The organism is Bacteroides sp. Phil13 (genome assembly GCF_001940965.1).
GTDB classification, from domain to species: Bacteria; Bacteroidota; Bacteroidia; order Bacteroidales; family Bacteroidaceae; genus Bacteroides; species Bacteroides intestinalis.
On sequence record NZ_MSHA01000103.1, the window covers coordinates 126,497 to 151,612 of the forward strand.

The following is a 25,116-nucleotide window of genomic DNA, read 5'->3' on the forward strand; positions in this document are numbered from 1 at the left end:
AGTTTCATTTTTTAATTATTTCCATTCATCAAACTGTTCACAAGCAGAGTTCTGCTGAATTTCTGCAATAGGAATAGGGAAACGGTTGTATTTTTCCAGATAAACACGCGTTTTACCAGCATCACAATCCACAACATTGTATTCATATCCGTCGCCTACTTTTGTCGGCTTCACTCCTTCCATGTGAGTACCATTCAGGACTGTAGTTGCCAGCCCCCAACGGCGGAGATCCCAAAAACGATGTCCTTCAAAAGCTAACTCTACCATTCTTTCGTGACGGAGAAGTTTCATGAATTCAGTCTTTGTACTGGCAGATACTGCCGGCAAATCAACTCTGTCTCTCACTTCATTCAATGCTTCCAATGCTTCAGTAAGTTTATCTTGCATTGCCATTGCTTCAGCATAAATCAATAAAACTTCAGCATAGCGCATGTAATAGAAAGTCAAGTCAGTTCTACGCATTTGACTTTTACTAATTTCCGGATCAAACAACTTACGCATATAGTAGCCTGTACAAGTAGTACCACCACCTAAGCCATAACCATCCACACTACCTTCGTATGTATAAAGTGTTTCTCCTTTCCATTGACAACCGTTATAAAGTATGGAAGCATAGAAACGTGGTTCACGACCTTCATAGGGATTGGCAGCCATTTCCGGATTATTCCAGTCAAACTCTTTACCATCAGCCATCTGATAAGCTGATACCAATGTTTCTGTCGGACTGATTTCAGCATAACCTCCATCACTGGGCGGACAATTGAAATAATCAAAAGAATAATCCAACGTTTCATAAACATAGCCGAACTCTATGACACTTTCATTATTTGCAACCGGTTTCGCTCTTCTATTTAAGAACAACTTTCCATAATCCTCATACAATTCATACCCTTGCTTTTTCAATTCGGCAGCAGCATCGGAAGCATCTTTCCAACGTTCAGCATAAAGCATAGCACGAGCTTTCATTCCATAGGCTGCACCACTTGTCAACTTACCGGCCTCTACAGTACCTCTCAGAGGTAAATTTTTAGCAGCAAAGTCCAAGTCTTCTGCTATGAAATCCCAGCATTCATCGGGCGTACAACGTGCATGATCCTTTTGTCCAAGTTCAGGCAACTGCTTGTACAGGATAAAACTGGCTCCATAACGTTTCGCCAAATCGAAATTAGCCACAGCACGGAAAAAACGGAATTCCGCCTCTGCGCGTTTGGCTACCTCCTCGGTAAAGTTTTCACGGTGTTTTTCCAATCCTTCCAAGGCACGGCAACAAGTCAATTGCCAGGAATGCCTATTATTCCAGTTATCAAAAAGATTACTGGCAGAAGTAATAGGAGTAGAACCGAATACAAACAAATTAGTATTGGCAACCGGATTATTGGCTTTCAAAAGGTCAGCACATGCATCATCAGTGATTGAATAATATCCTCCGATCAAAGAATAAAAGCCATTAATATACAATTGCAGATTTGTTTCATTCGACCAAGTGATATCGTCAGGATAACTACTTGTCAGAACAGGATCAATATCACAACTACTCAGCGTGAAGCAAGCAGAAGCAAATATTGTTAATATCTTATTTACTGATTTCATTGTATTAGTTTTTTAGAAAGTTACATTTAATCCAAATTCATACGTACGCTGTTGAGGATAGTATCCCTGATTTACACTTGGCATTTCAGGGTCCATGTGCTCCAGATTGGATAAAGTAAACAGATTACCACCAGCCACATAAGCACGAATTCTTTCAAAGCCAGCCTTTTTACTCCATTTCTTTGGTATGGTATATCCCAACTGAATAGACTTCAGACGCACATAAGAACCATCTACTACCCACCAGGAAGAGAATTTTCCACCATTTGATCTCGAATCGATTCCTAAACGGGGATATTTAGCATCGGTATGATCGGGACGCCAAGCACCTTCCACCAAATAATAAGGAGTGTTTCCATCAGCATAGAAAGGACGCGTATAGAATGTATCATCACGAATTCCACTACTATACAATCCGCATAAATTTACATCAAACAGAGCGGCGCCTTGCAACAGCATATTAAAATCAAAACCTTTCCATTCAGCACCCAGATTCAAACCAAACATCATTTCCGGTGTATTGCTACGACCAATTGGAACCATATCCTGATCCCAAGTAATCTTACCATCGCCATTAATATCTTTCAGCTTGATATCACCGGGTAATGTCGGACCGAAAACAGCGCTATGGGCTATTTCTTCTTCCGACTGGAATAAACCATCTGCAACAAATCCCCAGTATCTTCCCATCGGGCCACCAGTAGCACGTTTATAATCAGGCACATTGGCATCTTCCGTCATTTTCAACACTTTATTACGAGCCCAAGAAAGATTACCTCTTACGCGATAAGTAAAATCTCTTATCTGATTATTATGAGATAATACGAGCTCAAAACCACGATTATCATGAGAACCATAATTGATATATGTCGGATAGTAAGATCCCAATGAAGGTGGGAAGTTGGCTGACTGAGACTCCAATGAACGGGTAGTCTTCATATAGAACACGTCCAATTCAACGCCCAACAAACCATTCCACATGCTGGATTCGATACCAATATTATAAGTATCAGTCAACTGCCACTTCAAAAGAGGATTTACCGGACTACTCAATCCCAAATATTTCTGAGGACTGGTACCGAATAATACAGTCGGGTCAGCTGATAAACTGGCTGTAGAGAAATAAGTCATCGTATTGCTAATGGCACGATCGCTACCCAAACGTCCTACAGATGCGCGAATCTTCAGGTTTTCCATAAAAGGAACGGCTTCTTTAAAGAAGTCCTCCTGAGAAAGTCTCCATCCTACCGAAACACCCGGGAACACACCCCATCTGTATTTCTTGGGAAGTGCTGTAGAAGCATCAATTCTACTGGTGAACTCCAACAAATACTTATCATCATAAGAATAGTTCAGACGAATTACATAGCCGGCGCGTTTAGCCTGACTGTGTCCACCTTTCACCAAATCTTTATTCACCTCAAGTCCATAGTTCAAATCCATGATATCAGTTATAGGAAAATCTGTTCTACCGGCAGACATACTGGACTGGTCTGTTCTGGAAAATTCATACAAGAATAATCCGGATACGGCATGCTTACCAAATTTGTTTGAGTACTCAAGAGCAGGTTGAATTGTATAACCTTCACTTTCCGTGAACCACTGATTCAAAGAAACTTTATTAGCGATTCTACCAGTCTCTACATTACCTTGCCGGGTAGTCTGGTTCCAACCGTACACATCATAAGTTAAGAAGTACTTCTTCTGCATAGTATAATTCTTCAGATAAGAAGCATTCAACTTAACAGATAGTCCTTTCACAAAAGGTAACTGATACTTCATGGCAATATTACCCTGGAAATATGTCTTCTTTACGTTATTATTACCAGACAAATCTCGTGCGGCAATAGGGTTGTTATTTCCATTACCAGCCGTATTTATACTGGCTATAGGCATTCCATCAGCCGTATAAGGTTTCAAGTAGGGATATGACAACAATGCTTGCTGGAAAATAGAAGCATACGAACCTACCCCTGCAGAAGCCCCTGGCTCATCTTGCTCGGAAACATAACCCGATAAGTCAAGAGACAAATCAAAGTTATCAGTAATCTTTGCATCCATATTAGAGCGGAAATTATACTTATCATAAGAAGTACGTTTAATGATACCTTCCTGATTGTATGCACCGACTGAAGCAAAGAACTTAATTTTTTCCGTACCACCGGAAACAGAAACATTGTTTGTATAGGTAGGAGCTGTATTACGGAATAACAAATCAAACCAGTCTGTATTTCCATAGATGTGCTCATTCTCTCCCGGGTTAGTAATGCGGTCTATTTCTTCAGGTGAAAATCTCAGGTTTTCCTCCGCAACTCCATCCAAAAGCTGAGCCTTATTATACCAATAGGCATAATCCGGTCCATTCAGGAATTTCGGAAAATCAGTATTCTGACTCAATGTAAGTGATCCGTTATACGTTACGGTAGGCTTTTGAACAGCACCACGCTTCGTCGTAATAAGAATCACACCAGCAGCAGCACGCACACCATAAACAGCTGCAGCAGTCGCATCTTTCAAAATAGTAATAGATTCTACTTCGTCAGGAGAAAATGATGGAAAGTAATCAGTAATAACGCCATCAATAACAATCAATGGACTGCCATCTCCGGCACCATTACCACGGATGTACAAGTTAGCCCCATCGGCTCCTGGCTGTCCGCTGCTCTGTTTGGAAATCAAACCGGGCAAACGGCCGGCCAACATACCGGAAAGGCTTCCGCTCGGTGCCATCTTCAGTTCCTTATTGTCCACTTGTGCAATAGCACCGGTCACATTTATTTTCTTCTGTGTACCGTAGCCTACTACTACAACTTCATCTAACAAATTAGCATCTTCCTTCATTATCACTTTCAGAAGTTTTTTTCCTTTCAGTGGCAACTTCTGAGTGATATAGCCCACATAAGAGAAAGTCAAATGCGCATTAGCATTAGGTACCATAATCGAGAAATGACCGTTTACATCAGTAATAGCCCCCGTCTTTCCTCCTTCGGTTACAACGGATACGCCAATCAATGGAATGTCATTCTCATCAAACACATTACCCTCTACCTTAATTTGAGCATGTGCACTCATACTCAGCAAAGAGAATAATAAAAATAGCAAACAAAGATACTTGTTTTTCATATTACTAAAATTTAAAATTAGGAATTGTATTCTCGTTTCATACATTCTTAGTTATATCTTCTAATATTTGCCAGCATTGGTAAAGCCCTCTCGGAACATGAAAACAGCCTTTCCACTTTCCACCTTTTAGAGGCAATAACACCTCACCTCTTCTATTCAGATAACCATACCATTCCGGATATTCATTATCTTTGAAATGGCTCCATGTATATTCATGTACCTTTTCAAACCAATCAAGACATTGCTTATCTCCGGTCAGTTGATAACCTTTGAGCAATGAAATCAGAGTTTCAATATGAACCCACCACAATTTCTGATCCCATTCTAATTGTTGAGGTGGACATCCTTTACGATCCATGAAATAGTAGATACCGCCAAATTCTTTGTCCCAACCATAATCAAGCATCGTCAAAGTTATATTCTTCGCCTTTTCAATCAGATCCGGACGGTTCAGACGTTTCCCCAGGTCCATAATAAACCACATTGCCTCAATATCATGGCCCGGAGTAACCTGGCGTCCTTCGAAAGAATCGGAAAGTTCTCCATTTGCCAGAACATTCTCTACAATAATGCCTCCAAGTTCCGGACGATAGAAAACTTCCATAACTTCATGGATGCATACTTCCATCGTCTTTTCCAGACAACCCTTATCCAGCAAATGCTCTATTTCCATAGCCAAATTACATAGGATCATCGGCAAAGCAAAATTCTTCAACTCACGTGTACCCGGATAAAGCTTATTCCATTTTCCCTTAGGATTGCCAGTCTTCGATAGTACAATATCGAAAGTCTTCATCGCTATATCCGCATACTCTTGATTTCCCGTAGCCAAGCTGAGTTGTCCAAATGCCATTACAGCAAAGGTATATGAGAATATGTTATAAGGTTCCACCAAAGGACGTCCTGTACGATCAAGAGAAAAATACCAGTTATAATTTCCATCATGACCATATTTTTTCAGAAACTCACCTCCCTGAATAGCACAGTCCAACCATTCCTGACGTTTCTCTACCTTATTATAAAGCATCGAAAACAACCATACTTCCCGGCCCTGTAACCAAATAAATTTGTCTGTGTCAAAAACATTCCCTTTCCGGTCCAGACAGGTAAAATACCCACCATATTCGTGATCCTGGGAATGTTCTAACCAGAAAGGAAGAACATTATCCAACAGTTCATCCTTGTACTGATCCGTTAATTTCTTCAAATCCATAATTCTATTATTTTTTTAAGATGAGAGACTGGAAACGTTTTTTATCCGGCATGCATATAAACCGGTCTCTCAATATATTTATACCTATTTATCTGTTGTATAAGTAATGACGTCTCTTACCCAAATATCTGCTCCTTTCACTGGATTAGTCCATTTACAAGTCACTTTATATTTTCCGTAAGGCTGCTCATAATTAAAAAAGAGCTCATGTTTGCGATGGTTATACTTCAACGGTAACTTGCATATTTCCACCAGTTTATCATTAAAATAAACCTCTAATTCTGCAACATAATCTTCAGAAACATTATCACCCTTAAGTTCCCCCTTAATAACAGCCCCTATACCGTCGAACTCCACAGTCGAAAAGTTAGCAATCCAATTATCCACAGTCACCTTCTTATCGAGTTTTAAACCTTCAAAACTAATTTCCAATTTTGCAGGAACTGGCTTCTGAAAGTTGATCTTAACTTCATTCTCATCAACTTTTCCACCTTCTCTTTCTATCATCTGTAAAGCCTGCCCGTAACTCAACTCAGAACCTTTATTAAAGCTCACAGTATTATTGAAAGGCATATCTTCAACAATTACTATTTCGGCCTTATATTTCTCCGGAAGGCGATTATAACCAAGCATGGTCCCCAAAATACCTCCAGAAGAAGCCGGATTACAGTCGGAATCTTGTCCTGCACGTGTAGAAATATCAATTGTTTTTTCAAAATCGCCCTGACCGTAGAGCAGTCCCAAAATAATATAGGCTCCGTTTACATAGGTTTCAATATTAAAAGGTACTTCAATACCATCTGGACAGGCAATATCATTAGTCCCCCATTTTTTTTCAATCTCTTCCCAGCACTTTTTCCAATCATCCGGATATTGTTTGTGCCAGTTTATAACATCAGTCATGCATGCATAGAAGCGACTTTGCTGAGGGATTGCTTTCAAACCTTCCGTAACGATGTATTCAATATCATCGCTTACATAAGCCAAAGAATACATGGCAGCCACGTATACTCCACCATACCATCCATCACCGTAAGCCATGATATGTCCGATACGGTCACAAAAATCCACTGCACTATTCACCATACCCGGCGACATAATACCTGCAAAGTCAGCTTCAATCTGAAAATCCAAGCAATTGGCATGAGGGTTATTTTTCCAATATCCACTGGCGTGAGGGGACAAACCTTGCAACAGGTTATAGCGAGCCTGTTGGTTTGCATGACATAACGGATATTCTTTAGCCAAGAATGCTGCCGCAAAAGAATCGACAGGAGCATCCAATCCACATCTTTCAAAGGTCTCTACAAATGTCAGATCTACGTAAACATCATCATAAAGACCACCTCCACCATCAAACCATTTCTTAATTTCCCCATTTCCCCATGGCATAACCACAGAATCAGGAATTATGGTTGACAAATACTGAAACTCTGTTGGACCACCATAGGTACATCCTAAGATTTGTCCGGCCCAAGCTCCCTTTACCTTATCGAATAGCGTGTCTTTCGATAGGGTGAGGTTCAGGTTCTCCTTTTGAGAAGTACCGCACGAACACAATGCTGCTATAAGACAGCTACTCAATAAATAATTTCTAATCTTCATTATATATAATATTAAGGTCAATTTTTATTTTTTCATCCAATGGCGTTCAATCTCTTCCAAAGACTTTCCTGTGGTCTCGGGAACAAGTTTCCAAACAATCAGCATATAGGGTACACACATGATTGCAAACAGAATGAATGTTCCGGCGGGGGTAAGGTTCTGGAGCATCCAGGGGGTTAACTGCCCAATCAAGTATGTACCTATCCATAACGCAAAGCCGGCAATGGACATGGCAAATCCACGCACCCGAGTCGGGTACATTTCAGAAAGAAGCACAAATACCACAGCACATATAGACACGGCACAACAAAATACATAGAAAAGGAAAAATACTAAAAGGAAAATGCTGGAGATACCCCAGGACTCACCATAAATAAAGTAAGTTGCAATCAGTATTAAAGAAATTACCATACCTGATACGCCATAATAAACCAACTTTTTACGTCCTATTTTATCAATAATAACAAGAGCCAATACAGTAGTCAATGTATTCACCAATCCCACTAAAACCTGATAGAATAAAGAATCACCTCCGGATAAACCTGCATTTTCAAAAATAGAAGGTCCATAATATAAAACGGCATTCACACCCATAAACTGTCCCAACATAGCAATACATACACCGATAATAACAGCTTTCCTTATACCAGGTTGCAACAAGAGCTTCCATTCAGATTTAGACTCGGATGATAGTACAGATTTAGTCTCTGCCAATTGAAATAAAGCATCCTTAGAAGAGGTATAAATTCTCTCAAGAATATTAGTAGCCTTTTCTTCTCTCCCTTTCAATATCAACCAGCGCGGACTTTCGGGTATGAAGAATATGATGATAAAGAACAATAAAGCGGGCAATATCTCCATACCTAACATTCCTCTCCAGACTTCTGTTACAAATATCAGGCTCCACCACCCTGTAACAATATCAGGATTGCTCGTGGAATATCCCAAAAGCTGATAATTCACAAGATAAGCACCTAAAAATCCAATCGTAACCGCTAACTGGTACAAGGAAACCAAGCGTCCACGATACTGAGCCACAGCAAGCTCCGAAATATAGAGCGGAGAGATGATAGAAACAACACCTATCCCGACACCACCTATAATCCGATAGACAACCAATTGATTAAAATCCACAGATACAGCACAGCCAATGGCGGATGTGGAAAACAAAATAGCTGAAAGGATCATAGTAAATTTTCGTCCGAACTTATCGCTCAAAATGCCTGCAAAAAGTACTCCGATAATAGAACCAACCAGTGCACAGCCTACATACCATCCTTGTTGTAAGGCATCCAGTCGAAACTGTTCTGTTACTTGAGCAATAGTACCGGAGATAACAGCAGTGTCATATCCAAATAAGAAACCGCCCAAGGCCGCTACTACTGAAAGAAAAACTAAATAGCCTAAATTAATTGTCGACTTCATTTCTATTTTATATTAAAGTATTCTTTATATCTATTGTACAGATGTCCCGCCTGCAAATAAGCAGATTGCGGACTCATAAAGTGAGAAAATTCAAACGTAATGGCTTTATCATAGCCAGCTCTCTTTGCAGCTTCCAATTTCATCCTAAGCTTATCAAACTTGATCGGCAAGAAATTTATAGGCATATCACGATCGAATGTCTCCGCATTCGTCCAGCATTTCATTCCATATTTATCTGCCAGCTTTTTATTTACTGTAAAGAAGGCATCTAATTCATCATAATCAATGTGCCCATCTTGAAAAGCACATGCATCAACCACTTCATGGATTCCATCAAATATTTCATTCCATTCTCTTTCGTGTTCCTGAACTGAAACAGCATCTTCCTTAGTTAACTTATCAGTCCCCATCACAGCCTTCTTTCCATCAATCCAAGGAGAAATAAAAGTAGGTAAACCACCAGACACATCCTTACATTGTTTTCCCATTGCACGAAAAGCATCAATAGCCCCCTTGGTTTTACGACTGATCTCACCACTTATATACCAGCCACCAAAACTCTTATATTTTTCACCATATTGATTCCAGACTTCATCGATCACATACTTGTTATCTTCAATCTCCCATGACAAATCACCCGTATCCCAATATTTTCCGGAATCATACAGACCAAAATAAAACTTCATCTGATATTTTTCCGCTAAGCGAAGGTACATGTCTACTAAATCAACAGAGGGCATATAACATCCTCTACCCAATAAATATTTAGAAGGATAGGTGACAAACTTACGATAGCCGGAACGGATCATGATAACAGTATCAATTCCTATATTTTTCATGTGCCGGAAATCTTGATCCCATTCTTTTTCGCCCCAATTTTGATGAGGAATATCATGTGATATTTCATCTAAAAAAGTCCCGGTAATCTTTAACCCATTCTCTTTAGGAATAATGAGCCGACCAGCATCGCTTTTCTGTATTGAAGCAAATGAAGTGCTCTCCATTGCTTCAGTGGCCAGCAGTCCAGGAGCTACCAAAGCGGAAGCTCCTGTTAAAGCGACTTTCTTTAAAAATTCTCTGCGGTTACTTGTTTTCATAGTATTCCTTTCTGTATATTATATATGTTAACCTATTGAATGCGTGTTTAAGTTTTATTATTATAAAACGTTTCTTGTTTATAATACAATGCAAATATAGATATATTTATTAAATAAACAATAGATAATAAATTATTTTATTATCAAAATCTTATTTTCATTAGTATTTAATTAAATCATGCCTTATTTTTAGCCCTTAATAAAGAAAAAAGGGAAATGAATACGAACTAAATATAAAAAACGAGGTGGGATAAAGCTTAATATACTAAGCATAAATTGAATCATAAAAGAACAAATACTTTCTTTTCCATTATAAAAGATTGAGGTTAATAAAAATATTAATTATCTTTGTGGTAAATAATGAAATTAACAAAATATATGTATCAGCAGTTTTTAAAAGAAATAGAAATGGGGTCTAAAAATGCCCTCATTAAAAAAAGGATTATTACCTATTATATATATAATGGTAGTTCGACAATTCCTGATCTTTCAAAAGAACTGGATTTAAGTGTTCCTACAGTTACTAAGCTAATTGGAGAAATGTATGACGAAGGATACATAAACGATTATGGCAAACTGGAAACAAGCGGAGGAAGACATCCTAACTTATATGGACTAAACCCCAAATCAGGCTATTTCATAGGAGTAGACATTAAGAAATTCTCTATCAATATTGGATTAATAAATTTCAAAGGCGATATGGTAGAACTTAAAATGGATATACCTTATAATTTTGAAAACTCCTTAGAGGGAATGAACGAACTTTGCAATCTGATTCTCAATTTCATAAAAAAGCTCCCGATAGATACGGAAAAGATATTGAATATTAATGTAAACGTATCAGGAAGAGTAAATCCTGAATCGGGATATAGTTTCAGTCAGTTTAATTTTGAAGAACGTCCCCTCGCAGATGTATTAAGTGAAAGACTCGGCTATCCTGTAACGATTGATAATGATACACGCGCCATGACATACGGAGAATATATGCAAGGATGTGTAAAAGGAGAGAAAGATATTATTTTCGTTAATGTCAGTTGGGGATTAGGAATCGGAATCATTATAGACGGAAAAATTTATAAAGGAAAGTCAGGATTTTCCGGAGAGTTTGGACATGTGAATACATTTGACAATGAGATTATTTGCCATTGTGGCAAAAAAGGTTGTTTGGAAACAGAAGCTTCCGGATCTGCATTACATCGTACTCTGCTGGAACGGATACTAAAAGGAGAAAATTCGATTTTATCCAACCGGGTAAATATGGAAACTCCAATAACACTGGATGAAATTATAGCTGCGGTGAATAAAGAAGACCTCTTATGTATTGAAATTGTAGAAGAGATAGGGCAAAAATTAGGTAAACAAATAGCAGGACTTATAAATATCTTCAATCCCGAATTAGTAATAATCGGAGGAACATTATCTCTGACTGAAGATTACATTACCCAACCCATCAGAACAGCAGTACGAAAGTATTCTCTAAACCTCGTCAATAAAGACTCAGTCATTACAACCTCTAAGTTAAAAGACAAGGCGGGTATTGTTGGGGCATGCATGTTGGCACGAAGTCGAATGTTTGAAGGTACAAACTAGACCTCCAACATTCGTTTCATAAATATAGTCGCTCCTTCCACATCGGAAGATGCAGGTGCCCATGGCGCAACATCTTCTGGTGGAAGTGGCTTATAAGGACCACTCTTTATTTCAAAGATAACAGTACCAGACTCTAAAACTACAATGCTATGCCAAGTACCTGAAGGGATTTCCACTCCATACATTCCAGCTGATGGATTCAGATTTACTTTTTCCGTCACATTGCCCATATCATCATAGAAAAACGCTATCAGACTTCCGCGCAGAACAATATAAGTTTCTTCCTTATCCACATGACGATGAGGAGGGAGATAAGTTCCCGGCTCCAAGGCATTAAGAAGACGGTGAATAGGTGCATCTAAAGACTCATGAAAATTATAATTCATTCGTAAACGAGAATTCTCCTGAGCATCATGAGTTACCCCGTCCAATAGTTCTTCCGAAATCAGCTTTATCATTACTTCAACAATTGAGCAAACTTACTTGAAAGGTTTGCTTTATCCGATACAATAGAAAGTTCTTTGCCATCAGTACCCACTAAAAAAGCGGCTTTCTGAGATGCTACAACAGGAGCTATATCCTTCAAATCTCCTTCTACAAAAACACAACCTGAGAAAAAAGGAACAATAATCTCCTTCATTTTCCCATCCCAGTTTACATATATTGTTTGCATAGGACAAAAAGTCTTATACCCTGCAACATTTAAATGCTGCATCAATTTACGTTCCAATCTCGGTGCCGTATATACAATATACCAGCAACGCGCATTTTCATCCATCATCATATTGTTGTTTGCTTTTTCCATCCTTTTAATAAATCCTTTACAAATAAAATCCAACCTACACTACCTACTCCAGCTAAGAAAATAAAACCGATAAGAATCATTACTTTATTGGGTTTCGCCGGACGCAAAGGAACTGATGCCGGCTGTACAACGGTGTACACCGGAGTAATTTCCTGCACCTTGGCCTTGGCCATCTGTAATTGTTGAGCAACCTGAGTATACACATTATATGCTAAATTCATTTCATTTTGCAAGCGTTCTTGTTCAGCACGATAACTTAACAAAATTATATTTTGATTAGCATCAACAAAAGATGCATACTTTGACTGCGCAGCAGTATAATTATCTTTAGCCTCCTTATAGAGCTTCTCTGTAAAAGCTAAATCATGACGCGCCTTATTGGTCCGATAATCCGTGATATAATTCTGCAGGCAACGCATTACCGTATCTGTCAATGAAGCTGAAATTAAAGGATCCTGCATAGTAACCGACAAAGTCGTAACACCTGTTTTCTTATCTACAGAAACAGAAATACGTTTGCTCAAGGCAGTTGCAATTGCAGCTTCATCTTTGGTTAATCTGAATGGATCTGTTTTAGCAGCGACACCTTCTTCTTCTTTATCTTTAAACAAAGATATCACCCAACCCAATGCTTTAAAAGGAGCTGAAGTGATGGCTCCCCACCAAGGTCCACGCTGATACTCGTCCAAATAGGCATAAAGTGTTGTATCAATCTTATCTTTCTGATCCTTCACCTTTACATCAAAAAGTTCAATCAGAAAGGGAGTGGAACTTACAATATCAGGATAGAGTTCCGGTGAAAGAGCATCTTCACCACTGGAAGCACCTAAACTGATACCTGCCATAGCCGCTAATGCCCCCATACTACCTCCACCCGACTTACCACCAGTCTCTGGTGCTAACGTCACACTTGTAGAGTATTCTTTCGGGATGCTGAATGCTACAACCAGTCCCACCAACACAGCATATCCACACGCCTTGAAAACCAGTTTCCTACTTGCCCACACCTTTTGAGCAAGTTCTATTAAATCGATCTCTTGTTCTTCCGGCTGTTGAGGAGTTGTATTCAGTTTGTTTTCTTCACTCATAACTTCTATTACTTAAAGAGGTTAACCATGGTTGCAATCATAGCAGCAATGGAGGCGGTTGTGCTACCCATACCTAAAATCTCAGCAGTACTCATCCGCTTCTTTTCTTCCTTGCTTGGAACAATAATCTCACAACCAGGCTCTATAGCCTTTTTATCACGAGATTTCAGACGGGATACCGTACCGTTCATATATACTACATAGGCTTTTTTCTTCTTGGCCAGATTACCATAACCACCTGCCTGATTGATGTAATAACGTAAACTTTCACCACGCTTATACAATACAGTATTGGGATACATAACCGCTCCACTAATTTTTACCGTATTAATATATTCAGGAATGAATAAAACATCTCCTTCACGCAAAACCAAGTCAAAATCACTACCTGGATTAGAGATAGCCTTCTCCAAATTAATACCAACAGTATAAGTGTCTGATATGTTCAGCTTCTCAACAGAAATAGAGTCTTTTCCTTCTCCCATTCGAGCCATCCGAACAGCATCGGCCTGACGGCGTTGTTCTTCTTCCGTCATTTTACGAATCAAACGCGCCCCCTTTACATAAGCATCCGGAGTAATTCCACCAGCTTTTGAAATCAAATCAGACAAACGCTCATTCTTCTTCACTAAAGCATAATTGCCACCGAAGAGTACTTCCCCTGCAACAACTACATTCTGCTGCTTGCGATATGCAGGACTCTTGCGAACATATACTTCATCAAACGGTTCCAAGTGGAAATCTCCTTCTCCACCTACTACTAAGCCGTCTTTAATATCAAATGAATAAGTCTTTCCTAAAACACTGCTAAAAGAAGTGCTCTTCGGATCTTTAATACGACGGGTAATATCAACCTTTGTTGTTGCAGCAGCTTCCAATAAGCCACCAGACTGAACCAACAAATCTTCGATAGTCATATTCTTAGAAAAGAGGAATGTACCCGGATTTGCAACTTCACCATGAATAGAGATAGTCTCCTCCTCTTTCAGGTCATGAATGCTTGGTATATATAAAATATCATTTTTCTGCAATGGTATGTCAGCTACAGTTCCTTTAAGCAAACCGCCTAAATCCACAGCAATTACTTCATGAGACAAATCTTCATTCTCACGATCTAAAAGTGCACGATTCAAAAATGCATCACCTCTTAATCCCTCAGCTTTCTTTATTAATTGCTTTACAGTATTTACTGTCCCACTCAATTCATATAAACCGGAGCGATAAACAGCACCACGAATTTCTACGCGATTCTCAAAACGCTTCAATACGGCATCTACAGAAATGGAGTCACCGTCATCCAAACGGAAAACAGAGTAATCCATTTCGTCTACATTATATACCTGATGTTCGCGACCACTTTTACGAATAATACGAACTGCCTTTTTGTAAGCATCTCCAGTAAAGCCACCAGCATAATTCAAAATAGTAGCAACAGTCTCTGTTGGCTTCATTTCATAGAACATCGGACGCTTTACCTTACCAGCTATTCGCACCAAAGATTCATAAGGGTTAACTATAATTACATCTCCTTCCTGAAGACGGATATCATCTTTCATCTTACCCTTCATAAGGTAATCATAAACATCCAGATCAGCAATCGTTTTACCATTGCGAACTACCTTAATACTACGCAGACTACCAATTTTATTAACACCGCCAGCACGATACAAAGCATGGAAAACAGAGGAAAAAGAGGATAATGTATATGTTCCAGGAACAGCAACTTCACCCATTATATTAATCTGTATAGTCCGGATATCCCCTAAAGTCAGCTTTATTTGAGAGGTAGGTTCACTTCCTGATATTCCTGAGTATATTTTTGAAAATTCACGTTGCAAATATGCATTGGCATCTTTTACAGTCATGCCACTTAACTGAACAGGTCCCAACCCACTCACCTGAATAGTTCCTTCAGGCGAAATACTTTGGCGAATTGTATTCTCCGAAGCACCCCAAACATCAATAATAACCTCATCGCCAGGTCCTAAACGATAGTCCACCGGAGTAGCTAGGTTAATACTCGGTTCAAACGTTAAATTCCGGTTTGTAAATACATCATGACCAAAAATTTGAGAAGCATTATCTGTAGTAGCAGTATTATCAGCCCTATTATCTACTCTCCCCCCTACAGTCTCATCAAGCATTCCCACTTCCGAATAATCAGTAGTTCTTCTCTGTCCTCCCCCATCATCAACTAAAGTACGTTGACGCAATTGAGAAGGCATTTCATTGGATTTATTACTTACAGTATTACTTTCCGAATATTTCTGTTGTATCCTGCTAACTTGCTCTTTGGTCACCCCTCTACGCAATAATTCAGTGGTTATCTGCTTCTGACTTTTTCCACTTTTATTTGCTTCCTTTACGTATTGAATAACCTGATCATCCGACATCTGCTGGGCCATAACCACTCCAGAAAGGACGAAAATTAAAAAGAATAGTGTTATTAATCTGCGCATAAGATATTTGATTAATCTTTAGAATTCCTACAATTAATATAAATCGGGCACAAAGGTAGCATATTATTTTATAACGCCCATTTATTTTACATCTAAATTTTGGAAAAAGAATTTAAAACCGTCTCTATCAAGAGCTCAGACCTCTACCGGATGTTCAGCAATACATGAAATTATTTTTTTCATTTCGTTAATTATTGTCAGAGGCTCACCCGATTCGTATTTTTCAACTAAAGAATCAATCTGTTTACAGACCTTATCAACTCCTGCAATATCTTCCCTGCTTCTCCTCACTTTGTCATAACATGTAGCTTCAGTTTCCTCCGCCGATTCATCCTCAAAGACATATATACCTCCATTTTCACCAAGATTTCCTGCTTCCAATATCAGTAGGCAAGCTTCCGGTAAGGTCATCAAACTACGGGGAGCCTCCGGATATACATCCGCAAAACGGACTACAAATAATTTAGCAGTAAGTTCCTCTTGCCTGATTTTTTGCGAAAGTCCCTGCATATAGATTTCAGCCAAACGCTTACTGTATCCCATTACATGAACTGGTGACAGAGCATGATTCGTAGAAATCATCATACATTTATACACCTTATATTTAACTGCCAAATCTGCAATATTTTTAGTGCCCAAAACATTAACCTGCAACGCTTCAGCAGCATAATCCTCCAACATAGAAATATTTTTATAAGCCGCTGCATGAAAGACCAACTGTGGTATATACTGTTTAAATATAGCTTCCATCCTACTACGATTAGCAACATCCGCTACCAGGACCTTTACTTCAAGGTTCTTCCAATGATCTGATAATTCCAATTGAACATCATACAAAGGAGATTCAGCCTGATCAACTAATATCAATTGATAAGGATTCAGAGCCGCCAACTGATGAACAATTTCACGTCCCACAGCACCTGCAGCACCAGTCACCAATATCCGATGCCCTTCAATATAAGCAGCAATCTTTCGGATATCAGCCTGGATAGGCTCACGACGAAGCCAGTCCTCTATATGAATATCTTTTATAATCCCGTCATCCAGACAGTTACTTAAGGGTGGTACTGTCATTACATGAATATTTTGGGCCAACATTCGCTCCATTACACCGGATGATTCCAAATCTGCCAGCTTATCCGGTGCCACAACAACCGTTTGTACATTCTTTCTTTTCAAATGCTCAAACAACTTATTATTATTAGCATAAACCCTACACCCCATTGTATGCTTACCTATCATCCAAGGTTCATCTGAAATAAAGCCGCATACACGATAATGATTATTTCGACTGACCCGCATCGATTTAGCTATATTTACTCCTGTCCCACGAAAGCCGTAAATAAATACATTTACGCAGTGCCGGTCATCAAAAGACAAAGCCTCATGCAGCATTTTCACTAAAATGCGCAGACATACCATAAAAGTAAAATTGAGAATATATGCTATAAAGACAATCCCATTCGGTAATGTTTCTCCAAATCCAAAAGCCGACCAACAAAAATTACCAATACCCAATAAACCATAGCTTATTGTAAGAGATATAAACACTCTGTAAATATCCACAAACGAAGAGAAACGAATAACTCCAACATAGGTATGGAAGACAGAAAAGAAACACAGATTACAAGAAAGCGAGAATAAAATCATCCATATATATAATGACACCTTATATATTATAGAAGAAACTCCCAATTGAAGTATGCATGCTAAAAGCATAGAAATCACAACCAAGCAGATATCAATAGCCAAAATCGTCCATTTAGATGCAATGCGGGATGAAAGATTTCTATAATAAACTTTTAGGTTCATAATTATTGTCAGATCTTAGGTTGATATACACTTTTGCAAAGATGTATTTTTTATATTGATAAAACAATTTTTTTAGAAGGAAAATGACAGAACAGACCTCAAAAACAGCTTTAGGAAAGATTTTTTCAAAAAAACCTTCTTTTCTTTTCGTAGTTTCGAAGAAAGCTGTAAATTTGCACCCCGTAAAAACAAAAAAACGTTGCCGCTATAGCTCAGTTGGTAGAGCAACGCATTCGTAACGCGTAGGTCGCCAGTTCAAGTCTGGCTAGCGGCTCAGAAAGAGAGAGATGCTTATGCATCTCTTTTTTTATTTCATAGATTCTTCTTACCTTTGCCAGACTAAAACAACTTCAGAAACAGATGAAAAAGAAGACAAAAAAAATTCTCATAGGAGGATTGGTAATGCTGTTCCTTATAGGCGTAGCTTGTGCCGGAACATTCTATTATTATATATTCTACCCACAATTTCATCCCCCAAAGACTACTTATATTTATATCGACAAAGACGATACAATAGACTCCATATATAATAAAGTAAAAATACAGGGACATCCGAAAAGTTTCACAGGTTTTCTCTGGATGACCCGATGGCGCAATTATGATTCGACTATCCACACCGGACGCTATGCCATCCGCCCGGGAGAAAATGTGTATCATGTCTTCAGCCGTTTATACCGGGGATATCAGGAACCTATCAATCTTACTGTCAGCAACGTACGCACTTTAGACAGACTTGCCCGCAGCATTGGTAAGCAGTTAATGATCGACTCTGCAGAAATTGCTACTGTAATGAATGACACTATATTCCAGAAGCGGATGGGATATAAAAAAGAAACAATGTCCAGTCTGTTCATTCCGGAAACATACCAAGTTTACTGGGATATGAGTGTAGACGAATTTTTCGAGCGTATGCAGAAAGAACATGAAAAATTCTGGAACCAGCAACGATTGGCTAAAGCTGAATCTATCGGAATGACACCAGAAGAAGTTTCTACCCTTGCCTCTATTGTCGAAGAGGAAACCAACAACAACGAGGAAAAACCAATGGTTGCCGGACTCTATATTAACCGTTTACACAAAGGTATGCCATTACAAGCAGATCCAACAATAAAGTTTGCCCTCCAGGACTTTGGTTTAAGAAGAATAACCAATGAACATTTGAATGTCAACTCACCCTACAATACATATTTAAATGCAGGCCTGCCTCCGGGTCCCATACGTATACCTTCACCTATAGGTATCGATGCAGTACTAAACTATGCCAAGCACGACTACATTTACATGTGTGCAAAAGAAGATTTCTCAGGTACTCACAATTTTGCTTCCAATTATGCTGATCACATGAAAAATGCCAGAAAATATTGGAATGCTTTAAACGAAAGAAAGATTTTCAAGTAAAATCATGATAAAATAAAAGCAAAAGCCTATATTTGCGAGTGAAAAACGCAGATTATTTCCTTTTTTAATAATCATGACTAACATTAAAATAATCAGATATGAGCAAGCAACTCTTACTTGGCGATGAAGCCATTGCACAAGCTGCATTAGATGCCGGACTCTCAGGTGTTTACGCCTACCCCGGTACTCCTTCCACAGAAATTACAGAATACATTCAAATGGCGCCTATTACGGTTGAACAGAATATCCATAGCCGTTGGGCCTCCAATGAGAAGACAGCCATGGAAGCTGCATTAGGTATGTCATTTGTCGGTAAACGAGCATTAGTCTGCATGAAACATGTAGGCATGAACGTAGCTGCCGACTGTTTTATCAATTCAGCTGTTACAGGTGTAAAAGGTGGATTAATTGTAGTAGCTGCGGATGACCCCAGCATGCACTCCTCACAGAACGAACAAGATAGCCGTTTTTATGGTGATTTCTCATTGATCCCCATGTACGAACCAAGCAATCAGCAGGAAGCATATGATATGGTTTACAACGGATTCGCATTTTCTGAAAAGATTGGCGAACCGGTATTGATGCGTATGGTCACCCGCCTGGCACACTCCCGTTCCGGTGTAGAACAAAAACCACAACAACCCCAAAACCAAATGTCATTCAGTGAAGACCCTCGCCAGTTCATCTTGTTGCCAGGTAACGCCCGCAAGCGCTATAAGGTTTTATTAGAACGTCAAGCCGAATTTATTGAAGCATCTGAAAACTCTTCTTATAATAAGTATACCGATGGTCCTAATAAGAAGTTAGGTATCATAGCGTGTGGAATCGGCTACAATTATCTGATGGAAAACTATCCTGATGGTTGCGAATACCCCGTATTGAAAATTGGCCAATACCCATTACCTAAGAAACAGCTCCTACAATTGGTAGAAACCTGTGATGAGATTCTGGTATTGGAAGACGGACAACCTTTCGTAGAAAAACAACTTAAAGGTTATCTTGGTATCGGCGTAAAAGTAAAAGGACGCTTAGATGGCACATTATCACAAGACGGTGAATTAAATCCGGATAAGGTGGCACGTGCTGTGGGAAAAGAAAACAAGTCAGAGTTTGGTATTCCTTCGCTCGTAGAAATGCGTCCACCCGCACTATGTGAAGGTTGTGGCCATCGTGATATGTACACTACGCTCACCCAGGTTTTGAAAGAAGAATATCCGACACATAAAGTATTCAGTGACATCGGCTGTTATACTTTAGGAGCCAATGCACCATTTAATGCTATCAACTCATGTGTAGATATGGGTGCATCTATTACCATGGCTAAAGGAGCTTCGGATGGCGAACTTCATCCGGCAGTAGCAGTGATTGGCGACTCCACCTTCACGCATTCCGGCATGACAGGACTTTTGGATTGCGTCAATGAGAATGCAAATGTTACCATTGTTATTTCAGACAATGAAACGACTGCAATGACAGGCGGCCAGGATTCGGCCGGAACAGGACGTATTGAAGCGATCTGTGCCGGTATTGGCGTAGCCCCCGAACATATCCGTGTAGTAGTTCCCTTGAAAAAGAATTATGAAGAGATGAAGCAGATTATCCGTGAAGAAATCGAATATCGCGGTGTATCCGTTATCATTCCACGCAGAGAATGTATTCAAACCTTAGCACGTAAAAAACGAAACAAGTAAAACCATGAAAAAAGATATTATACTTTCCGGCGTAGGCGGACAAGGTATCCTCTCTATCGCCACTGTAATTGGTAAAGCCGCCCTTAAAGACGGACTATATATGAAACAGGCGGAAGTACATGGCATGAGCCAACGTGGCGGCGATGTACAATCCAATTTGCGCATAAGCGATCAGCCTATCGCTTCCGATCTTATCCCTTCCGGTAAATGCGATCTGATCATTTCACTTGAACCGATGGAAGGATTACGTTATCTTCCTTACTTAAGTCCTGAAGGCTGGCTGGTGACCAACGAAACACCGTTTATTAATATCCCAAACTATCCGGCAGAAGCTGACGTAAGAGCGGAATTAGATAAGCTACCTCACAAGATCATTCTTAATGTAGACAAAGTAGCCAAAGAAATTGGTTCCATCCGTGTAGCAAATATTGTTTTACTGGGAGCCACCACCCCATTCCTCGGCATCGATTACGAGAAAATACAGACCAGTATCCGCGAAATCTTCGAACGTAAAGGCGAGGCCATAGTGGAAATGAATCTTAAAGCACTCGCAGCCGGAAAGGAAATTGCTGAGAAATTAATGTAAGATCCCTCAAAAATACACCACCATGAATAACAAATACTGGGAAGAAGAAATAGAAACCATGAGTCGTGAGAAGTTGCAGGAATTGCAACTTCAACGACTCAAAAAAACGATAAAGATTGCGGCTAATTCACCGTACTATAAAAAAGTATTTCAAGAATATAATATCACAGCTGACAACATCCAAAGTCTGGATGATATACGGAAAATACCTTTTACCACGAAATCCGATATGCGTGCCTGCTACCCATTCGGCATGGTATCAGGTAATATGCAGGAAGATGGTGTGCGTATTCATTCATCAAGCGGAACCACCGGTACTCCTACCGTCATCGTCCATTCACAACACGACTTGGACTCTTGGGCCAATCTGGTAGCACGCTGCTTGTACACTGTAGGAATACGTAAAACAGATGTTTTCCAGAACAGTTCGGGCTATGGTATGTTCACCGGAGGATTAGGCTTCCAATATGGCGCTGAACGCTTGGGTGCACTGACTGTTCCTGCAGCAGCCGGAAACAGTAAACGCCAGATCAAGTTTATCACAGATTTCAAGACTACCGCACTCCATGCCATCCCCAGTTATGCCATTCGCCTGGCAGAAGTTATTCAGGAAGAAGGAATTGATCCGACAAGTACCAGTTTAAAAACACTTGTTATCGGAGCAGAACCCCATACAGACGAACAGCGCAAGAAAATCGAACGCATGTTAGGTGTTAAAGCCTATAACAGCTTCGGTATGACAGAAATGAATGGCCCCGGCGTTGCTTTTGAATGTCAGGAACAAAACGGCATGCATTTCTGGGAAGATTGTTACCTCGTCGAAATAATCGATCCTGAAACAGGAGAACCCGTTCCGGATGGAGAAATCGGCGAGTTGGTATTGACCACTCTTGATCGCGAAATGATGCCGCTTATACGCTATCGTACCCGTGACCTTACCCGTATTCTTCCCGGAGAATGTCGATGCGGACGTACGCACCTCCGCATCGACCGTATCAAGGGACGCAGCGATGATATGTTTATCATTAAGGGAGTAAATATCTTCCCAATGCAAGTTGAAAAAGTATTGGTACAATTCCCACAATTAGGTAGCAACTATCTTATTACCTTAGAGACCGTAAACAACCAGGACGAAATGATTGTAGAGGTAGAACTCAGCGATCTTTCTACTGATAATTACATTGAACTGGAGAAGGTACGTAAAGATATTACCCGTCAACTGAAAGACGAAATACTTGTTACTCCCAGATTGAAACTCGTGAAGAAAGGTTCATTACCTCAAAGCGAAGGAAAAGCCGTCAGAGTGAAAGATCTGCGGCAAAACCAATAAAATAGCCTTTTTTCAAAATAATCAGTGGAATACTTGACATCGCCTTTTTGATACAGTATCTTTGTACTATCCATTTATAGATACTATTTCACTGAATTATATTTCGCACCATATAGAAACGGGGAAGCTTTTGCTTCTCCGTTTTTTTAGCCCCTCATGCAGCAGACTCCAAAAGCTTACGCTTATATAACCGTCAGCTTACACTTGCACAACCGTAAGCCCACACTTATACAAGCGTAATGCCACAGTCCGCCATCTCTAACTCCACACTTCGCAGCCTGCAACCTGTGGCATTTGTCCTGTTAAGCTGTAGCATTGGGAGCACTGAGATGTAGCATTTGACTCAACAAACACTGGCAAAAGAAACGAAAGTTCTTTTATTGCATATCATTACCCCAAAGCAGTCTCCTAACCGACTTTCATTAATAATATATAAATTTGCTATTGACAATATTTGAGTTACGACACCACTTTATAGAGGCTAAGTGGAAATCTTTGGATTGTAGAAAGTACAAAGAAAAAGGAACGGTAACCAACCAAGATTACCGTTCCCCTTTATAAAAAAGCCGCACCGATGATGTGATGAAACTCCGAATGACATGATTTGAGCGCTCGTCCTCTTTGTAATCCACCGACTCAAAGTTACCCCGAAGGGCGTGGCCCGCCATCGAGAAGCGAAGCTTGTCTCGGTATTTCATAATAGTTTGATGAGTTTCCCGATCCAATCAATGCGGCTATATTTTCTACAACAAATGTAGTAAGTTTCTGTCAAAGAAACAAGGAAAAACATGATTTTGTTTCCTCCATACAGGACATTTTATATTATATTCTCCCTATTATAAGCAAAAAGTGCCGATTACTCCTTCGTAATCAGCACTTTGTAAACTATTTGCTAAATAAACTTAAGCAGCCTTTGCTTTAGCTACGATAGCCTTGAAAGCTTCCGGATGGTTCATCGCTAAATCAGCCAAAACTTTACGGTTGATTTCGATACCTGCTTTGTGCAAAGCACCCATCAGCTTAGAATAAGACATACCTTCCAAACGAGCTGCAGCGTTGATACGCTGAATCCACAAAGCGCGGAAGTTCCTTTTCTTGTTCTTACGGTCGCGGAACGCATAAGTCAAACCTTTCTCCCAAGTATTCTTGGCAACGGTCCATACGTTCTTTCTTGCACCAAAGTAACCTCTGGTTAATTTCAAAATTTTCTTTCTTCTTGCTCTTGAAGCAACGTGATTTACTGATCTTGGCATAGTTTTACTAATTTTTGAATGTTAGCGCCATTACTTCACGCAACGGACTTAAAGCTAATGCATTCGGTTAATACTTTAAAATACTTTGTACGCTTTTTACTTCATTGCTAAGAGTTCCTTAACTTGGCTTACATTCGTCACGTCAACTGTAGTTGAATGGCACAAGTTTCTTTTTTGCTTCTTAGTTTTCTTAGTCAAAATGTGACTGTGAAAAGCGTGCTTTCTTTTGATTTTACCTGTTCCGGTAAGAGTAAATCTCTTTTTAGAACCGGAGTTAGTCTTCATCTTTGGCATCTTACTTATTTTTAAATTATTTAAATTATATGGCAACGCACTATACCTGTGGCGTTACTCATTTCTTTTATTCTTCTGATTCAGCCGGAGCTGCTTTCGGAACATCTGCAGATTTCGGTGCAGCAGGCTTCTTAGGCACTTCTTTTTTCTTCGGAGAAAGCTGAATAGTCATTCTCTTTCCTTCCAGCACTGGCATCTGGTCTACTTTTGCATAGTCTTCCAAGTCATTGGCAAAACGAAGCAACAACACTTCTCCTTGCTCCTTAAACAAGATGGAACGACCTTTAAAGAACACATAAGCCTTTACTTTATCACCTTCTTCCAAAAAACCTTTAGCATGCTTCAACTTGAAGTTATAATCGTGATCATCAGTCTGAGGACCGAAACGAATCTCCTTCACGTTTACCTTCACCTGTTTCGCCTTCTGTTCTTTCTGACGCTTCTTTAACTGATAAAGAAATTTAGAGTAATCGATGACACGACAAACAGGGGGTTGCGCGTTTGGAGAGATTTCCACGAGATCCACCTCACGCTCTTCGGCAAGCTTCAATGCCTGGGCTATCGGATATACGTTGGGTTCTACTTCATCGCCCACTATGCGGACTTCTTTGGCACGGATTTGTTCGTTAATCCGGTATTGCCCTTTTAAGCTGTCATTTTTCATTAAATAACCTCTATTTCCAGTTTGTTTCTTATTTACTACTCCCAAATTATTATTTTTTTATGTTAGGTAAAAGCTATCTTTAGAACATCATTT

At 39.6% G+C, this 25,116-nt stretch carries 18 protein-coding genes, 1 tRNA gene and 2 pseudogenes; 6 read left to right on the plus strand and 15 right to left on the minus strand.

Annotated elements, in window-relative coordinates; translation table 11 throughout:
• Nucleotides 1–15 precede the first annotated feature (15 nt).
• From BWI44_RS20695 to BWI44_RS20720, 6 genes are all read right to left on the minus strand, one after another.
• Nucleotides 16–1,590 carry a RagB/SusD family nutrient uptake outer membrane protein gene (locus BWI44_RS20695; RefSeq protein ID WP_138292527.1) on the minus strand — a complete coding sequence of 525 codons (1,575 nt, stop codon included), beginning with the start codon at nucleotides 1,588–1,590 and terminating at the stop codon, nucleotides 16–18.
• 12 nt (nucleotides 1,591–1,602) lie between these two features.
• The gene (locus BWI44_RS20700) at nucleotides 1,603–4,713 is read right to left on the minus strand and encodes a SusC/RagA family TonB-linked outer membrane protein (protein WP_117692652.1); all 3,111 of its coding nucleotides are present in this window, start codon (nucleotides 4,711–4,713) and stop codon (nucleotides 1,603–1,605) included.
• Between the two features lie 37 nt (nucleotides 4,714–4,750).
• Entirely contained in the window at nucleotides 4,751–5,926 is a 1,176-nt protein-coding gene (locus BWI44_RS20705; protein WP_007663698.1) for a n-acyl-d-glucosamine 2-epimerase, read from the minus strand.
• A gap of 84 nt (nucleotides 5,927–6,010) precedes the next feature.
• Nucleotides 6,011–7,531: an ADP-ribosylglycohydrolase family protein gene (locus tag BWI44_RS20710; RefSeq protein WP_195209158.1), complete on the minus strand. Its 1,521-nt coding sequence runs from the start codon at nucleotides 7,529–7,531 to the stop codon at nucleotides 6,011–6,013.
• A 24-nt stretch (nucleotides 7,532–7,555) separates the two neighbouring features.
• Entirely contained in the window at nucleotides 7,556–8,956 is a 1,401-nt protein-coding gene (locus BWI44_RS20715; protein ID WP_007663702.1) for a sugar porter family MFS transporter, read from the minus strand.
• A gap of 2 nt (nucleotides 8,957–8,958) precedes the next feature.
• On the minus strand, nucleotides 8,959–10,053 hold the full coding sequence (locus tag BWI44_RS20720) for a DUF4434 domain-containing protein (RefSeq protein WP_007663705.1): 1,095 nt from the start codon (nucleotides 10,051–10,053) through the stop codon (nucleotides 8,959–8,961).
• Nucleotides 10,054–10,431: 378 nt separating this feature from the next.
• Between BWI44_RS20720 and BWI44_RS20725 the strand changes: the two genes are divergently transcribed.
• Nucleotides 10,432–11,643: an ROK family transcriptional regulator gene (locus BWI44_RS20725; protein ID WP_044155235.1), complete on the plus strand. Its 1,212-nt coding sequence runs from the start codon at nucleotides 10,432–10,434 to the stop codon at nucleotides 11,641–11,643.
• Here BWI44_RS20725 and BWI44_RS20730 read toward each other — a convergent pair.
• From BWI44_RS20730 to BWI44_RS20750, 6 genes and pseudogenes are all read right to left on the minus strand, one after another.
• The gene (locus BWI44_RS20730) at nucleotides 11,640–12,101 is read right to left on the minus strand and encodes a WbuC family cupin fold metalloprotein (protein WP_195209157.1); all 462 of its coding nucleotides are present in this window, start codon (nucleotides 12,099–12,101) and stop codon (nucleotides 11,640–11,642) included. The genes BWI44_RS20725 and BWI44_RS20730 overlap by 4 nt on opposite strands.
• Nucleotides 12,101–12,448, minus strand: a complete 348-nt coding sequence (locus tag BWI44_RS20735) for a UpxY family transcription antiterminator (protein WP_007663714.1) — start codon at nucleotides 12,446–12,448, stop codon at nucleotides 12,101–12,103. Before BWI44_RS20735 ends, BWI44_RS20730 begins: the two co-directional genes overlap by 1 nt.
• Nucleotides 12,424–13,536 carry a GNVR domain-containing protein gene (locus BWI44_RS20740; protein ID WP_007663715.1) on the minus strand — a complete coding sequence of 371 codons (1,113 nt, stop codon included), beginning with the start codon at nucleotides 13,534–13,536 and terminating at the stop codon, nucleotides 12,424–12,426. Before BWI44_RS20740 ends, BWI44_RS20735 begins: the two co-directional genes overlap by 25 nt.
• A gap of 8 nt (nucleotides 13,537–13,544) precedes the next feature.
• Nucleotides 13,545–15,614 (minus strand): annotated as a pseudogene (locus tag BWI44_RS20745) (SLBB domain-containing protein); the annotation flags it as partial.
• A 179-nt stretch (nucleotides 15,615–15,793) separates the two neighbouring features.
• Nucleotides 15,794–15,995, minus strand: a pseudogene (locus BWI44_RS22410) (hypothetical protein); the annotation flags it as partial.
• 135 nt (nucleotides 15,996–16,130) lie between these two features.
• Nucleotides 16,131–17,807 (minus strand): polysaccharide biosynthesis protein, encoded by a 1,677-nt coding sequence (locus tag BWI44_RS20750; protein ID WP_171032168.1) that lies wholly within the window; start codon nucleotides 17,805–17,807, stop codon nucleotides 16,131–16,133.
• Between the two features lie 201 nt (nucleotides 17,808–18,008).
• On the opposite strand from BWI44_RS20750, the gene BWI44_RS20755 reads away from it, so the two are divergent.
• The 5 genes from BWI44_RS20755 to BWI44_RS20775 all read left to right on the plus strand — a co-directional run bounded on the left by BWI44_RS20755 (nucleotide 18,009) and on the right by BWI44_RS20775 (nucleotide 22,812).
• A tRNA-Thr gene (locus tag BWI44_RS20755) sits at nucleotides 18,009–18,081 on the plus strand.
• An 86-nt stretch (nucleotides 18,082–18,167) separates the two neighbouring features.
• Nucleotides 18,168–19,205 carry an endolytic transglycosylase MltG gene (gene mltG, locus BWI44_RS20760; RefSeq protein WP_195209156.1) on the plus strand — a complete coding sequence of 346 codons (1,038 nt, stop codon included), beginning with the start codon at nucleotides 18,168–18,170 and terminating at the stop codon, nucleotides 19,203–19,205.
• 98 nt (nucleotides 19,206–19,303) lie between these two features.
• Nucleotides 19,304–20,896: a thiamine pyrophosphate-dependent enzyme gene (locus tag BWI44_RS20765; protein ID WP_195209155.1), complete on the plus strand. Its 1,593-nt coding sequence runs from the start codon at nucleotides 19,304–19,306 to the stop codon at nucleotides 20,894–20,896.
• 4 nt (nucleotides 20,897–20,900) lie between these two features.
• Nucleotides 20,901–21,482: an indolepyruvate oxidoreductase subunit beta gene (locus tag BWI44_RS20770; protein ID WP_022393806.1), complete on the plus strand. Its 582-nt coding sequence runs from the start codon at nucleotides 20,901–20,903 to the stop codon at nucleotides 21,480–21,482.
• 22 nt (nucleotides 21,483–21,504) lie between these two features.
• Nucleotides 21,505–22,812, plus strand: a complete 1,308-nt coding sequence (locus BWI44_RS20775; RefSeq protein WP_195209154.1) for a phenylacetate--CoA ligase — start codon at nucleotides 21,505–21,507, stop codon at nucleotides 22,810–22,812.
• A gap of 902 nt (nucleotides 22,813–23,714) precedes the next feature.
• On the opposite strand, the gene rplT is transcribed toward BWI44_RS20775, so the two are convergent.
• The 3 genes from rplT to infC form a co-directional block, all read right to left on the minus strand.
• Nucleotides 23,715–24,065 carry a 50S ribosomal protein L20 gene (gene rplT, locus BWI44_RS20780; RefSeq protein ID WP_007214085.1) on the minus strand — a complete coding sequence of 117 codons (351 nt, stop codon included), beginning with the start codon at nucleotides 24,063–24,065 and terminating at the stop codon, nucleotides 23,715–23,717.
• Between the two features lie 96 nt (nucleotides 24,066–24,161).
• Nucleotides 24,162–24,359 (minus strand): 50S ribosomal protein L35, encoded by a 198-nt coding sequence (gene rpmI, locus BWI44_RS20785; protein ID WP_007214084.1) that lies wholly within the window; start codon nucleotides 24,357–24,359, stop codon nucleotides 24,162–24,164.
• 67 nt (nucleotides 24,360–24,426) lie between these two features.
• The gene (gene infC, locus BWI44_RS20790) at nucleotides 24,427–25,023 is read right to left on the minus strand and encodes a translation initiation factor IF-3 (RefSeq protein WP_195209153.1); all 597 of its coding nucleotides are present in this window, start codon (nucleotides 25,021–25,023) and stop codon (nucleotides 24,427–24,429) included.
• Between the last annotated feature and the right edge of the window lie 93 nt (nucleotides 25,024–25,116).